At 73.9% G+C, this 13,007-nt stretch carries 13 protein-coding genes; 3 read left to right on the top strand and 10 right to left on the bottom strand.

Going from position 1 to position 13,007, the window contains the following annotated elements:
* Positions 1-120 precede the first annotated feature (120 nt).
* The 4 genes from ACZ47G_RS20525 to ACZ47G_RS20510 form a co-directional block, all read right to left on the bottom strand.
* Positions 121-1,323 carry a DUF2510 domain-containing protein gene (locus tag ACZ47G_RS20525; protein ID WP_465744581.1) on the bottom strand — a complete coding sequence of 401 codons (1,203 nt, stop codon included), beginning with the start codon at positions 1,321-1,323 and terminating at the stop codon, positions 121-123.
* Positions 1,324-1,476: 153 nt separating this feature from the next.
* A complete protein-coding gene (locus tag ACZ47G_RS20520; protein ID WP_465744579.1) occupies positions 1,477-2,265 on the bottom strand; it encodes a 3-oxoacyl-ACP reductase in 789 nt (262 codons plus the stop codon).
* A 6-nt stretch (positions 2,266-2,271) separates the two neighbouring features.
* A complete protein-coding gene (locus ACZ47G_RS20515) occupies positions 2,272-2,676 on the bottom strand; it encodes an aldehyde dehydrogenase family protein (RefSeq protein ID WP_465744577.1) in 405 nt (134 codons plus the stop codon).
* Between the two features lie 3 nt (positions 2,677-2,679).
* Positions 2,680-4,170 (bottom strand): glutamine synthetase family protein, encoded by a 1,491-nt coding sequence (locus ACZ47G_RS20510; RefSeq protein WP_465744575.1) that lies wholly within the window; start codon positions 4,168-4,170, stop codon positions 2,680-2,682.
* Positions 4,171-4,336: 166 nt separating this feature from the next.
* Between ACZ47G_RS20510 and ACZ47G_RS20505 the strand changes: the two genes are divergently transcribed.
* Entirely contained in the window at positions 4,337-5,065 is a 729-nt protein-coding gene (locus tag ACZ47G_RS20505) for a gamma-glutamyl-gamma-aminobutyrate hydrolase family protein (protein ID WP_465744573.1), read from the top strand.
* Positions 5,066-5,437: 372 nt separating this feature from the next.
* Here the strand turns inward: ACZ47G_RS20505 and ACZ47G_RS20500 are convergent, their stop codons facing one another.
* The 6 genes from ACZ47G_RS20500 to ACZ47G_RS20475 form a co-directional block, all read right to left on the bottom strand.
* The gene (locus tag ACZ47G_RS20500; RefSeq protein ID WP_465744571.1) at positions 5,438-6,187 is read right to left on the bottom strand and encodes an SGNH/GDSL hydrolase family protein; all 750 of its coding nucleotides are present in this window, start codon (positions 6,185-6,187) and stop codon (positions 5,438-5,440) included.
* Between the two features lie 18 nt (positions 6,188-6,205).
* Entirely contained in the window at positions 6,206-7,444 is a 1,239-nt protein-coding gene (locus ACZ47G_RS20495; protein ID WP_465744569.1) for a beta-ketoacyl-[acyl-carrier-protein] synthase family protein, read from the bottom strand.
* The gene (locus ACZ47G_RS20490) at positions 7,441-7,683 is read right to left on the bottom strand and encodes an acyl carrier protein (RefSeq protein WP_465744567.1); all 243 of its coding nucleotides are present in this window, start codon (positions 7,681-7,683) and stop codon (positions 7,441-7,443) included. The genes ACZ47G_RS20495 and ACZ47G_RS20490 overlap by 4 nt, the downstream gene beginning before the upstream one ends.
* Before the next feature lie 14 nt (positions 7,684-7,697).
* On the bottom strand, positions 7,698-9,209 hold the full coding sequence (locus ACZ47G_RS20485; RefSeq protein ID WP_465744565.1) for an MFS transporter: 1,512 nt from the start codon (positions 9,207-9,209) through the stop codon (positions 7,698-7,700).
* A gap of 7 nt (positions 9,210-9,216) precedes the next feature.
* On the bottom strand, positions 9,217-10,122 hold the full coding sequence (locus ACZ47G_RS20480; RefSeq protein ID WP_465744563.1) for a class I SAM-dependent methyltransferase: 906 nt from the start codon (positions 10,120-10,122) through the stop codon (positions 9,217-9,219).
* Between the two features lie 122 nt (positions 10,123-10,244).
* Entirely contained in the window at positions 10,245-10,529 is a 285-nt protein-coding gene (locus tag ACZ47G_RS20475; protein ID WP_465744561.1) for an acyl-ACP desaturase, read from the bottom strand.
* Between the two features lie 325 nt (positions 10,530-10,854).
* On the opposite strand from ACZ47G_RS20475, the gene ACZ47G_RS20470 reads away from it, so the two are divergent.
* The gene (locus ACZ47G_RS20470; protein WP_465744559.1) at positions 10,855-11,934 is read left to right on the top strand and encodes a cation diffusion facilitator family transporter; all 1,080 of its coding nucleotides are present in this window, start codon (positions 10,855-10,857) and stop codon (positions 11,932-11,934) included.
* Positions 11,935-11,990: 56 nt separating this feature from the next.
* The gene (locus tag ACZ47G_RS20465; protein ID WP_465744829.1) at positions 11,991-12,902 is read left to right on the top strand and encodes a 5'-3' exonuclease; all 912 of its coding nucleotides are present in this window, start codon (positions 11,991-11,993) and stop codon (positions 12,900-12,902) included.
* Positions 12,903-13,007 lie beyond the last annotated feature (105 nt).

The following is a 13,007-nucleotide window of genomic DNA, read 5'->3' as shown; positions in this document are numbered from 1 at the left end:
CCCCGTCCGGTCCGGTTCCGCGCCTCCCGGGGCCCGGGACGGACCCGGGCCCTGACGGCGACGGCCCACCCGGGAGGATTTCCTCCCGGGTGGGCCGTCCTGCTGTGAGGAGCGCGGGGCTCAGGTGGTGGCCGTACCGGAGCCGTCGGGGCCGCCGGAGGAGCCGCTGCCGGAGCCGCCGGATCCACCGCCGGAGCCGGAGCTGCCGGAGTCACCGCCGGAGCCCGGCAGGCCGGGCATCCCGGGCAGGCCCGGGATCTTGCCCTTGAAGTCGGCGATGCCCTTCACGATGGTGTCCATCACCGAGACGTCCGGCGCCTTGTCCGCGATGTCGAAGCCGAAGTGCACCGAGACCAGCGCCTTGCCGTCGGCGGTCGGGAAGACCACCGTCTGCACGTAGCCGCTGTTGCCCTTGGCCGCGTCCACCTTCCAGCGGACCAGGTAGCCGTCCTGGCCGTTGACCTTCACGGCCTCGGACTTGAGCTCCTGGTGCCCGGTGACGTCGTTGTAGGAGTCCTTGACCGCCTTGTCGATGTCGGCCTTCGCCGCCGCCTGGGCGTCCGTGCCGCCGCCGGTGATCCGGCCGGTGTTCACGCCGCCGAGGGTGCAGCTGTCGGTGCCGTCCGGGCACGTGTAGGCGCCGATGGTCAGTGCGGCGTAGCCGTCTTTGGTGGTGCCGGCCTGCCAGCCGGAGGGGGTGGGCAGGGTGAGCCCGTTCACCAGGTCGATCGCCTTGTTGGCGCCCGGCTTGGACTTCCCGCTGCCGTTGCCGTTCCCGCCACCCTTGCCGTTGCCGCTGCCGCCACCGCTGCCGTTGCCGCCACCGCCGTTGCCACCGTTGCCGTCACCGAGGCCGGGGAAGCCGAACAGCCCCCCGTCGCCGTTCGGGGCCGGCTGGGCGCGGGCGGCGCTGCGCTGCGCCCGGTTGTCGCCGTGGCCGTCCATCGCCAGATAGGTGATCCCCGAGCCCGCGCCCAGGCCGAGCACGGCGGCGACCACGGTGGCCACGACCAGCTTGGACGGCTTGCGCCGGGCCTTGCCGGGCGGCTCGGCGGGGGCGCCGTAGGCGGTGCCGAAGGGCGGCGGCTCCGGGTAGCGGACCGTCGGCCCGCTCTCCAGCACCTCGCCCTCCAGCACGGTGGGCCGGTCCGCCGCTCCCGGCCCCGGAGCCGCGGCGGCCGGGGACTCCGGCTGCGGGGCGTCCGAGGGTGCGGGCCGGGTGTCGGCCGTCCAGCCCTTGCCGTCCCACCAGCGCTGCGGTCTCGGGTCGCTGGTGGTGTCCTTCGGGTCCGGGTACCACCCGGCGGGAATCTGCTCACTCACAGCAAAGAATCTAAAGGTAGCCGGATAAACGCGAAATCAGCGCAGCCGGGAATTCCGGAGGTTTTCGATGAGATTACGGTGAGAAGCCCCGGCGGACCGGGCTCCGGGCCCCACGGACCGGTGCTCCGGACCCCACGGACCGGGCCCCGGGCCCTACAGCGGGGTGACGTACGCCCCGGAGATGCCGCCGTCCACCAGGAACTCGCTCGCGGTGATGAACGAGGAGTCGTCACTGGCCAGGAAGGCCACCGCGGCGGCGATCTCCTCGGCCCGGGCGAACCGGCCGAGCGGGATGTGCACCAGCCGGCGGGCCGCCCGCTCCGGGTCCGCGGCGAACAGCTCGCGCAGCAGCGGGGTGTCCACCGGCCCGGGCGACAGCGCGTTCACCCGGATCCCCTCCCGGGCGAACTGCACGCCCAGCTCCCGGGACATCGCCAGCACCCCGCCCTTGGAGGCGGTGTACGAGATCTGCGAGGTGGCGGCGCCCATCCGGGCCACGAAGCTGGCGGTGTTGATGATCGAGCCGCGCCCGTGCCGGCGCATGTACGGCAGCGCGGCCTTGCAGCACAGGTAGACCGAGGTCAGGTTGACCTCCTGGACCTTGCGCCAGGCGTCCAGCCCGGTGGTCAGGATGGAGTCGTCCTCCGGCGGCGAGATGCCGGCGTTGTTGAAGGCGACGTCCACGCTGCCGTAGGTCTCGTACGCCTCGTCGAACAGCGCCTCGACCATGTACGGGTCGGTGACGTCGGTGTGCACGAACAGCCCGCCGACCTCCTTGGCGGCCGCCCGCCCGGTCCGCTCGTCCAGGTCCGCGCAGACCACCTCGGCGCCCTCGGAGGCGAGCCGGCGGGCGGCGGCCAGGCCGATCCCGCTGCCCGCGCCGGTGACCACGGCGGTACGGCCGACCAGCCGGCGGCAGACGGTGGCGTCCTGCTCGGTCATGGACTGTCACTCCTCGCTGTGGATGAAGACGTTCTTGGTCTCGGTGAAGTGGCGCAGCGCGTCCGGCCCCAGCTCGCGGCCCACCCCCGACTCGCCGAAGCCGCCGAACGGCGTCCAGTAGCGCACCGAGGAGTGCGAGTTGACGGACAGGCTGCCCGCCCGCACGCCCCGGGCCAGGCGCAGCGCGTCGGTCTCGTCGGTGAACGGCAGGACGGCGGCGACCGGGCCGAAGATCTCCTCGGTGACCGCCGGGACCTCCGGGTCGGCGGGCGCCAGCGCCGCCCAGCCCGACTGGGCCTTCAGCGCCCGCTGGACCGCCGCGTCCAACTGCTCGGCGGTGGTGTCCGGGACGGTGGCGAGCAGCTCGCCGGTGGCGGGGTTGCGGACGGTGCTCGTACTGGGCTCGGTCACGGCTCACATCCGTTCGAAGGATCGGTAGCGCTCCCAGTCGGTGACGGCGCCGTCGTAGGCGGCCTGCTCGACCCGGGCCATGTTCAGGTAGTGCTCGACCACGTCGTCCCCGAAGGCCGTCCGGGCCAGTTCGCTCTCCGCCCACAACCCGGCCGCCTCGCGCAGCGATCCGGGCACCCGGGCGTACTCCTCCACCGCGTAGGCGTTGCCCAGACAGGGCGTCGGCAGGTCCAGCTTGCGCTGGATCCCGTGCAGGCCGGCCGCGATCATCCCGGCCACCGCGAGGTACGGGTTGACGTCCCCGCCGGGCACCCGGTTCTCCATCCGCAGCCCCGGGCCGTGGCCCACCACCCGGTAGGCGCAGGTGCGGTTGTCCCGGCCCCAGGCGACGGCCGTCGGGGCGAAGGAGCCCGGGCGGTAGCGCTTGTAGGAGTTGATGTTCGGCGCGTACAGCACGCTGAACTCGCGCAGCGCGACGAGCTGCCCGGCCAGGAAGTGCCGCATGGTGTCGGTCATCCGGCCGTCCCGGTCGGCGAAGGCGGGCGCGCCGACCGCGTCGCGCAGCGACAGGTGGATGTGGCAGCTGTTGCCCTCGCGCTCGTCGTACTTGGCCATGAAGGTGAGCGCGCAGCCCTGTTGGGCGGCGATCTCCTTGGCGCCGGTCTTGTAGACGCTGTGCTGGTCGCAGGTGGTGAGGGCGTCCGCGTAGCGGAACGCGATCTCGTGCTGGCCCAGGTTGCACTCGCCCTTGGCGGACTCCACGGTCAGCCCGGCGCCCGCCATCTCGTTGCGGATCCGGGAGAGCAGCGGCTCGACCCGGGCGGTGCCCAGCATCGAGTAGTCCACGTTGTAGAGGTTCGCCGGGGTCAGCCCGCGGTAACCGCCCAGCCAGGCCTGCTCGTAGGTGTCGCGGAAGACCAGGAACTCCAGCTCGGTGCCGATGTCCGCGGTCAGCCCGTACTCGGCGAGCCGGGCGATCTGGCGGCGCAGCAACTGGCGCGGGGCCGCGTCCACCGGGTGGCCGCCGTGCCGGGCCAGGTCGGCGGTGACCTGGGCGGTGCCGGGCTGCCAGGGGGTGAGCCGCAGGGTGGCGAGGTCGGGGCACATCGCGAAGTCGCCGTAGCCGGTGGCCCAGGAGGAGAAGGCGTAGCCGTCCACCGTGTTCAGGTCGACGTCCACGGCCAGCAGGTAGTCGCAGGCCTCGGCGCCGTGCTCCGCCACCTCGTCGAGGAAGAAGCGGGCGGCGAACCGTTTGCCCTGCAGCCTGCCCTGCATGTCGGTGAAGGAGAGCGCGACGGTGTGCACCTCGCCCGCGTCCACCAGGACGCGCAGCTCGTCCAGGGTCAGTGGCGGCCGGGGCCGCGAACCCGCCGGGGCGTTCTCGGGCCTGGTGTTCTCGGGCCTGGTGTTCTCGGGCCTGGTGTTCTCGGGCCTGGTGTTCTCGGGCCTGGCGTTCTCGGGCATGGCGTTCTCGGGCATGGCGTTCTCGGGCATGCCGGAACCCTTCTCCTCGATCACTCTTCGATCACTCTTCGAGATCGAGCGGTCACAGCGAACCGTACGGCCTGCGGCTCACGGCGCGGAAGAGGGCGGGCGCGTGTGGCGCGCCGGGACGCGTGGTTGACGAGGTACCGGACGGTACGGGAGGAGAATGCCCGCCATGGATCGCAGGCCTTTCATCGGCGTCAGCACCTACCTGGTGGACGCGAGTTGGAGCGACTGGCGCGGCCGCCGCGTCGCCCTGGTGCCGGAGCGGTACACCGCGTACGTGCAGAACTCCGGCGGCATCGCCGTCCTCCTGCCGCCCGACGCCCCCGACCGCGCACCCGAGGTGCTCGCCCGGCTCGACGCCCTCGTCATCGCCGGCGGCCCGGACATCGACCCGGCCTACTACGGGGAGCCCGCCCACCCGTTGACGGACGTCGACTCCCCGGAACGCGACGCCTGGGAAGTCGCCCTGCTGCGCGGCGCCCTGGCGGCCGGCATGCCGGTGCTGGGGATCTGCCGGGGGATGCAGGTGCTGAACGTGGTGTGCGGCGGGACGCTCATCCAACACCTCCCGGACGTGGTGGAGGTGGACGTCCACGCGGGCTCGCCGGGGTGCTACGGCGCCCATGTCGTCCGGCCGGTGCCGGGCACCCTGGTCGGCGGCCTGCTCCCGGAGAGCGAGTTGGAGGTGCCGACCTTCCACCACCAGGCCGTCGACCGCCTCGGCACCGGCCTGCGCGTCAGCGCCCTCGCCCCGGACGGGACGGTGGAGGCGGTCGAGGGCCCCGGCTTCATGGTCGGCGTCCAGTGGCACCCCGAACAGGGCACCGACCTCCGCCTCATGCAGGCCCTCGTCCGCGCGGCCACGGCGGCTTCGCTGGACGCGGTCGCCCTGGGCTGAGGTCCGGCACCAGGAGCACAGACCTCCCGTTCCCTCGACCTCGCTCGGACCGGACGAGAAAGGCCCTTTCCGTGCCCGCCCCTCGTTGCGTCGAGGGGCGGGGCTTGTGCGCAGGAAGTCGGCCCCGCCGACTTCCTGCGCAGAGTGCACCCATCGGCCCGCGCCCCAGATGTACTGGGGCGCGGGCCGTCGTTCTGAGGTCCATGAGCAGAACGAACTGGGGTCGGGCCTGCGCAGAGAGCGCAGGCCCGACCCCTTTTGCGCAGAACGCCCTTTCGTGCATGGGAAGTCGGCGGGGCTGACTTCCCATGCACGTAAGGGGATGCCGTCGGCGACGGGCTGGAGGAAGGGGTTGGGGCGGGGAGCTGATGCTCAGGGGGCGGCCGGGGCCGGGAGCGGGAGGGGGAGGTGGGCGGCGGCGGTGAGGAGGGTGGGGAGCATGCGGGTGGCGTGGGTGGCATAGCCGTGCGGGGAGGGGTGGATGCCGTCGGGGCCGAGGAGGTGGGTGGCCCGGTCGCGGAACTCGGGGCCGGAGGTGGGGGCGAGGTGGGCGCCGGTGCGGGTGGCGGTGCGGGTGTGGAGGCGGGCGAGGCGGCGGGAGCGGTGGTGGCCGATCCAGCGGGCCGGGGCGCGGAAGCCGGGCCCGTAGCCGGGGTTGGGGCAAGGGACGACGACGAGTTGCCAGCCGGCTTCGCGGAGGGACTGGGCGAGGTGGGCGTGCCGGCGGGCGGCGCGGCCGAGCGGGGTGGGCAGCAGGACGTCGTTGCCGCCGACGATCAGTACGGCGATGCCGGGCCGCAGCCGGGCGGCGCGGGCGAGTTGGCGGCCGACGGCGGCCGTGGTGGCGCCGACCCGGGCGTGCACCCGTAGGTCGACGGGCCGGCCGGTGCCCTCGGCGAGGCCGGTGGCGAGCAGGGCGCCGAGGGTCTGGCCGGGGTGGTGGGCGCCGAAGCTCTGGGCGAGGGAGTCGCCGAGCATCAGCAGGGTGAGCGGGTAGTCCTCGATGCCGGGAGCGGACGGACCGTACCGGCCGTCGGCGACCGGGACGGTCCAGTCGGTGGGCGGCCGGTGGGCGAGCAGGTGCAGGTAGAGCCGGGCGAGCCGGAGGGCGAGGCGGCGCATGACGGGTGTTCTCCGGGGTCAGGCGGTGAGGACGACGGCGGCGTTCTGCCCGCCGAAGCCGCAGGAGACGGACAGGGCGGCGGGGGTGTCGACCGGCCGCGGCGCCTTGGTGACCACGTCGAGGTCGATGGCGTCGTCGAGCCGGTCGAGGTTGGCGGTGGGCGGGACCAGCCGGTGTTGCAGCGCGAGCACGGTGAGCGCCGCTTCGATGGCTCCGGCGGCGCCCATGGTGTGGCCGATCACGCTCTTGTTGGCGGTGACCGGCGGCGGCCGGTGGAAGACCTGCCGCAGGGCGGCCGCCTCGGCGGGGTCGTTGAGCGCGGTGCCGGTGCCGTGCGCGTTGACGTGCCCGATCTCCTCGGGCGCCAGCCCGGCGTCGGCGAGCGCCGCCCGTACCGCCCGGGCCAGCCCGTCGCCGCCGGGGTGGGGGGCGGTGAAGTGGTGGGCATCGGCGGCGGCGCCGTGACCGGCGAGGTGCGCCCGGGGGCGGGCACCGCGGGCGCGGGCGTGGTCGGGGTGTTCGAGCAGCAGCACGCCCGCGCCCTCGCCGAGGACGAAGCCGTCCCGGTCGGCGTCGAAGGGGCGGGAGGCGCCGGCCGGATCGTGCCGGCGGCGGGAGAGCGCGCCGAGGCGGTCGAAGGCGACGCAGGTCATCGGGGTGCGGGGGCTGTCGGTGCCGCCGGCCAGGACGAGGTCGCAGCTGCCGGAGCGGATCAGGTCGCAGCCGAGGGCGAGCGCGCTGGTGCCGGAGGCGCAGGCGGTGCTGACGACCAGGCTGGGGCCGAGGGCGCCGAGGTCGAGGCTGACCTCTCCCGCGGCCATGTTGGGGATGGAGCGCGGCAGCATCAGCGGGGAGACCCGGTCGGCCCGGCCCTCGGCGAGCCGGGCGTACTCGACCTCGTACGTCTGGACGCTGTTGGCGCTGACGCCGAGGACGACGCCGACCCGGGTGCCGTCCCAGTCGGCCGGGACGAGCCCGGCGTCGGCGACGGCCTGGCGGGCGGCGACCACCGCCATCTGGCTGAACCGGTCGAGCCGGCGGGAGAGCCGGCCGCCGAGCCGGGCGGGCGGGTCGAAGTCGGCGAGCCGGCAGGAGAAGTCGACGTTCAGGCCCGCGAGTTGGGGATCACGCCGGGCGGTGGGCTCGGCGCCGAGGAAGTGTTCCCAGACGGCGTCCGCGCCGTTGCCGGCCGGGGTGACCAGGCCGAGCCCGGTGACGGCGACCGCTCGCTGCCGCCGCACGCTCAGCGGGCTCAACTGACCGATTCCCGGGCCAGGGTGGCGTCCGCGTGGGCGGCGAGCTCGCCGAGGGTGCGGTCAGGGGTGATGTCGACGACGGTGACGCCGATCTTCTCCTCGACCACGAGGGAGAGTTCGACCAGCGCCAGGCTGTCGAGGGCGAGCGAGGCCAGGGTGGCGTCGGGGGTGACCACGGCCGGGGAGACGTCGAACTCGTCGACCAGGCAGGAGCGGATCGTCTCGTAGCTGCTGGGCATGGTGAAGTTTCCTTTCAGCTGGGGCTGTTGGTGGCGTCGATGACGACGGCGGCGGACCGCCCGGGCAGCCGGGTCCAGGCCAGGACGGCGCCGAGCAGCGCGACCGCGCCGCCGACGACGGCCGCTGCCGCCAGTCCGTCCGTGAAGGCGGTCGGGTCGCCGGGCGCGGAGCCGGTGAGCGAGGTGGCGAGGACGGAGCCGAGCACCGCCACGCCGAGGGTCGAACCGACCTGCCGGGTCGCGTCGTTGAGCGCCGAACCGACCCCGGCGGCAACGACCGGGACGGCGCTCATCACCACCTCGGTGGCGACCGGGGCGAGCAGTCCGGCCCCGAGACCGGACAGCGCCTCGAAGAGCAGCACCGGAGCGTCCCCCGAGTCGGCTGCCAGCCGCCCGAGTTGGACGAATCCGGCGGCGATCAGCAGCAGCCCGCCCGCCGAGGGAACCCGGGCGCCCGCCGGCCGCGCCAGCAGTGGCCCGAGGAGCGCGCCAACGGCGAGCCCGAGGGACAGCGGGACCATCCGCACCCCGGCCTGCCAGGCGCTCAGGCCGCGCACCTGCTGGAGGTAGAGGGTGAGCAGGAACAGCGCGCCGAACATCGCGAAGGACATCAGCGCGAGCGAGACCGTGGCCGGCCAGACCGGCCCGCCGCGCAGCAGCCGGACCGGCACCATCGGTGCGGCACAGCGGAGTTGGCGCCGCACGAAGGCCGTCAGCAGCAGCGCGGCGAGAGCGAAGGAGGCGAGCACCGCGGGGCTGGTCCAGCCCCGCCCGGGTGCCTCGATCACGCCCCACACCAGGGCGAGCAGCCCGGCGCAGGACAGCAGTGCGCCGGGCCGGTCCAGCGGCCGGGCCTCGGGCGCGCGGGACTCGGGGACGGTGACCAGGGCCGCCGCGCCGATCGCCGCGATGACCGGGACATTGAGCCAGAACGCCGCCTGCCAGCCGTACCGGTCGACCAGCAGGCCGCCGGCCACCGGGCCGAACACCGCGCCGACCCCGGCCACCGCCGCCCAGATCCCGATCGCCCGCTTCCGGGCGGCCGGTTCGGGCAGCACGTGCACCACGGTGGAGAGGGTGGCGGGCATGAACAGGGCCGCGCCGAGGCCCATCCCGCAGCGCGCGGCGACCAGCCCGGCCGCACCGGTGCCGAGCGCCCCGGCGGCCGAGGCGGCGCCGCACAGCGCCAGCCCGGCGAGGAAGGCGCGCCGCCGCCCGTACCGGTCCCCCAGGGCGCCGCCGGCCAGCACGCAGCCGCCGAGGGCGAGGGCGTAGCCGTCCACGATCCACTGGGTCTCGGCGAGGCTCGGGCCGAGGTCGGCGCGCAGCCCGGGGACGGCCACGTTGAGCACGGTGAAGTCCAGGCCGAGCAGGAACAGCGCGGCGCAGACCACCGCTACGGCCGCCCACGCCTTCCGGCTGGCAGCCGCGCCGGCCGTCGGCGCGGAGGCCGCACCGGCCGACGCCGTGGAGGCCACACCGGCCGACGACGTGGAGGCCGCTCCGGCCTTCCGGGTGGAAGTCACCCCGGCCTCAGACCGGCAGCCGCAGCGGCTCGTCGCGCCGCCGGAAGCCGATCCGGTACAGCGTGGCGGCGCCGCGCAGGAAGGTCACTTCGCTGGCCCGCAGGTAGCGCCGGTACCGCCGGTACCCCTCGGGGCCGATCAGCCGCTCGGCCTGTTCGCGGGCCCGCAGCAGCCGGCCCGACCAGGAGGCGAGGGTGCGGGCGTAGTCCTCGGCGGAGGCGGTGAGGGCGACCACCGAGAAGTACGGGTCGCAGGCGGCGGCGATCTCGCTCAGCCGGGGCAGCCTGGCGCTCGGGAAGATGTCGGCGCCGACGAAGTCGCCGATCGGGCCGGTGCCGTCGGCGGCGCCGTCGTAGGCGATGGTCTGCAGCGACATCCGGCCGCTGGGGCGCAGCCAGCGGTGGCAGGCGGCGAAGTAGCGGGCGTAGCCGTCGAGCCGCTCGGCCCGGCTCATCCCGGCGGTGGCGAAGTGCTCGAAGGCGCCCATCGAGACGATGGCGTCGTACGGCCGCTCGGGGGCGTGCGCCTCCCAGCTCTCCAGCCGGGGTTCGGCGCCGGGCAGGGCGCGGGCGGTCAGGAAGTCGTACTGGGCGCGCGAGATGGTCAGTCCGACGGCCTCGCGGACGCGGTCGTCGCGGCCGGCGTGCTCCAGCATGGCGCCCCAGCCGCAGCCGATGTCGAGCAGTCGCAGGGCGTCGCCGGGGCGGGCGCCGACCAGGTCCAGGTGGTGGTCGAGCTTGGCCCGCTGGGCGCGCGGCAGGGCGGTGGCGTCGGGTTCGTCGCGCGGGATGCCGTCCCACTTGGCGGCGGTGTAGGCGAGGGTCTCGTCCAGCCAGAGGGCGTAGAAGTCGTTGCCCAGGTCGTAGTGGTACTCGATGTCGGCGGCGGTGGTGCCGGCCGTGGTGATGGTCATCCGGGTCCTGTCCGTGTCCTGTGTGGTGAGGTCTCGGGCCGTACCGGCCGGGGCCGCGGCTCGGCTTCTACCGGCCGGGCCGCGCGGAGGCTCGGCCCCTGCCGGCCCGGCCGTGCGAACGCTCAGCGGGAGGTCCGGCCGCCGATGGTCCAGTGGTAGCCCGGCAGGTTGTCCTCGGTCAGCAGGTTGACGACCAGGGCGGAGCGTACGGCGGGCGGGAGCGCGGACTGCTCGGGCCGCCAGGGCTCGCCGCCCCGCGGGCCGTCGAAGTCCCGGCCGAGGCTCCAGGGGACGTACTGGTGCGGGAACCACTCGCGCGCCACCGCCAGGTGACGTCTCATCAACTCATCGGCGGTGGATTCGAGTTCGGAGAGCCAGTGGAGGGAATCCGCGGTAGCGATCTTCACGGGCCATGATCGTCGCGGACCTGCGTGAGGCGGCGCAAGCCGGCTTCACCCGGTCGGGTGACAGACCCACCCGGATTGACCAAGGCCTATGCCGGGGGCATCGAAGCGCCTTCCGGAGCACCCTCGAGTGCGCCTTCCGGCACACCCCCGGGCGCCTTCCGGCACGCCCCGGACACCCCTCCCGCCACCCATCCGGACCACCTCCGGACGGCAACGACAACGGTCACCAGTTCAGCCTTTGGATCTTTGTCGATTCTGCGGTTCACTTCGAGTGCGGGCGATCGCACCCCGTCACCACCCACCCGTGCGTCCAGAGAGGACTTCGATGGCCGGGCACGAGCATTCCCAGGATGATCATGCGCATGACCACCAGAACTCGCAGGACCACGGCCATGGAGGTCACGGCGGCCACGCGCACGGCCACGGGGGCCACGGCGGGCACTCCCACAGCGTCGCCGCCGACGCCGACCGCCGCTGGTTGGTCAGCGCCCTCACCCTGATCGTCGTCTTCATGGCCGGCGAGGTCGTGGTCGGCTTCGCCGCCCAGTCGCTGGCCCTGATCTCCGACGCGGCGCACATGCTCACCGACGCCGCCTCGATCGTGCTGGCCCTGATCGCCATGCGGCTCTCCGCCCGCCCGGCCCGCGGCGGCTACACCTACGGACTCAAGCGCGCCGAGATCCTCTCCGCACAGGCCAACGGCGTCACCCTGCTCGTCCTGTCCGCCTGGCTGGGCTACGAGGCGGTCATCCGGCTGATCACGCCGCCCGAGGTCACCGGCTCGCTGGTGCTGATCACCGCGCTGATCGGCATCGTGGTCAACCTGGCCGCCACCTGGTGCATGTCGAAGGCCAACCGCAGCTCGCTGAACGTCGAGGGCGCCTTCCAACACGTGCTCACCGACCTGTACGCGTTCATCGCCACCGCCGTGGCCGGCCTGATCGTGCTGACCACCGGCTTCGTCCGCGCCGACGCGATCGCCTCGCTGATCGTGGTCGCCCTGATGCTCAAGGCGGGCGTCGGCCTGGTCCGGGACTCCGGGCGGATCTTCCTGGAGGCCGCCCCGGCCGGGATCGACCCGGACGCGGTGGCCGACCGGCTGGTCACCGAGCCGCTGGTCGAGGAGATCCACGACCTGCACATCTGGGAGATCACCTCCAACCAGCCCGCCCTGTCGGCGCACATCCTGGTCACCCCCGGCGGCGACTGCCACGCCGTCCGGCGCGAACTCCAGCGCCGGCTCTCGACGGAGTACGGCATCACCCACAGCACCCTCCAGGTCGACCACGTCGGCGAGGACGAGGCGGGCGCCCTGCTGCAGATCGCCGGCCCCGGCGAGTCTCCCGCCGAGCACTGCGCCGACGCCCACGGCCCGGTCCACCGGGCCGGCCCGCACGAGCACTGAGCCCGCTGTTGTCGTCACGGTGCGGCATGATCTGAGTCGTGACCGCACCGCGACTGATGCTCCTCGACTCCGCCAGCCTGTACTTCCGGGCCTACTACGGCGTACCGGACACCCTGCGCTCGCCGCAGGGTGAGCCGGTCAACGCCGTCCGCGGCCTGCTGGACTTCATCGCCCGGCTGGTCCACGACCACCGGCCCGACGAACTCGTCGCCTGCATGGACGCCGACTGGCGCCCCCAGTGGCGGGTGGACCTCATCCCCTCCTACAAGACCCACCGGGTCGCCGAGGAGCCGGCCGCGGCCGAGGCCGGCGAGGAGGAGGTGCCGGACACCCTCGCCCCGCAGGTCCCCGTGATCGAGCAGGTGCTGGACGCCCTCGGCATCGCCCGGATCGGCTCCCCCGGCTACGAGGCCGACGACGTCATCGGCACCCTCACCGCCCGCGCCAAGGGACCGGTACAGATCGTCACCGGCGACCGCGACCTCTTCCAACTCGTCGACGACGCACGGCAGATCACCGTGCTCTACCCGGTCAAGGGCATGGGCAACCTCCAGGTCACCGATGACGCGCTACTGCTGGAGAAGTACGGCGTGCGCGGCGCCCAGTACGCCGACATGGCGGCCCTGCGCGGCGACCCGTCCGACGGCCTGCCCGGCGTCAAGGGCGTCGGTGAGAAGACCGCCGCCCAGCTGATCAACGAGTACGGCGACCTCCCCGCCATCCGCGCCGCCGCCCTCGACCTCGGCTCCGGGCTCACCCCGGCCCGCCGCCGCAACATCGTCGAGGGCGCCGCCTACCTGGACGTCGCCCCCAAGGTCGTCCGCGTCGCCGACGACGCCCCCCTCCCCGCCTTCGATCCGGCCCTCCCCCACGAACCCCTCGACCCGATGACCCTCGAGCACCTCGCCACCCGCTGGGGCCTCGGCACCTCCCTCGACCGCGTCCTGGAAGCCCTCGCCACCCGCTGAACCCCTCCCCTCCGGTCGGCCGCCGGCCCACCGGTGGCCTGTCGGTGGGCGGCCGTATAGTTCGGGAAACTGACGATCAGTTCTGTTCCGAACTCGGGGGTCCCC

Source organism: Kitasatospora sp. NPDC030952, assembly GCF_055571335.1.
Note: the sequence above shows the minus strand (reverse complement) of the source record. Positions and strands in the feature narration are given on the sequence as shown.

What these genes read in the sequence shown, in the direction of transcription:
- ACZ47G_RS20520 (WP_465744579.1), bottom strand. Translation starts at nt 2,265, where the DNA reads ATGACCGAGCAGGACGCCACCGTCTGCCGCCGGCTGGTCGGCCGTACC.
- ACZ47G_RS20510 (WP_465744575.1), bottom strand. Translation starts at nt 4,170, where the DNA reads ATGCCCGAGAACGCCATGCCCGAGAACGCCATGCCCGAGAACGCCAGG.
- ACZ47G_RS20505 (WP_465744573.1), top strand. Translation starts at nt 4,337, where the DNA reads ATGGATCGCAGGCCTTTCATCGGCGTCAGCACCTACCTGGTGGACGCG.
- ACZ47G_RS20500 (WP_465744571.1), bottom strand. Translation starts at nt 6,187, where the DNA reads ATGCGCCGCCTCGCCCTCCGGCTCGCCCGGCTCTACCTGCACCTGCTC.
- ACZ47G_RS20490 (WP_465744567.1), bottom strand. Translation starts at nt 7,683, where the DNA reads ATGCCCAGCAGCTACGAGACGATCCGCTCCTGCCTGGTCGACGAGTTC.
- ACZ47G_RS20480 (WP_465744563.1), bottom strand. Translation starts at nt 10,122, where the DNA reads ATGACCATCACCACGGCCGGCACCACCGCCGCCGACATCGAGTACCAC.
- ACZ47G_RS20470 (WP_465744559.1), top strand. Translation starts at nt 10,855, where the DNA reads ATGGCCGGGCACGAGCATTCCCAGGATGATCATGCGCATGACCACCAG.
- ACZ47G_RS20465 (WP_465744829.1), top strand. Translation starts at nt 11,991, where the DNA reads ATGCTCCTCGACTCCGCCAGCCTGTACTTCCGGGCCTACTACGGCGTA.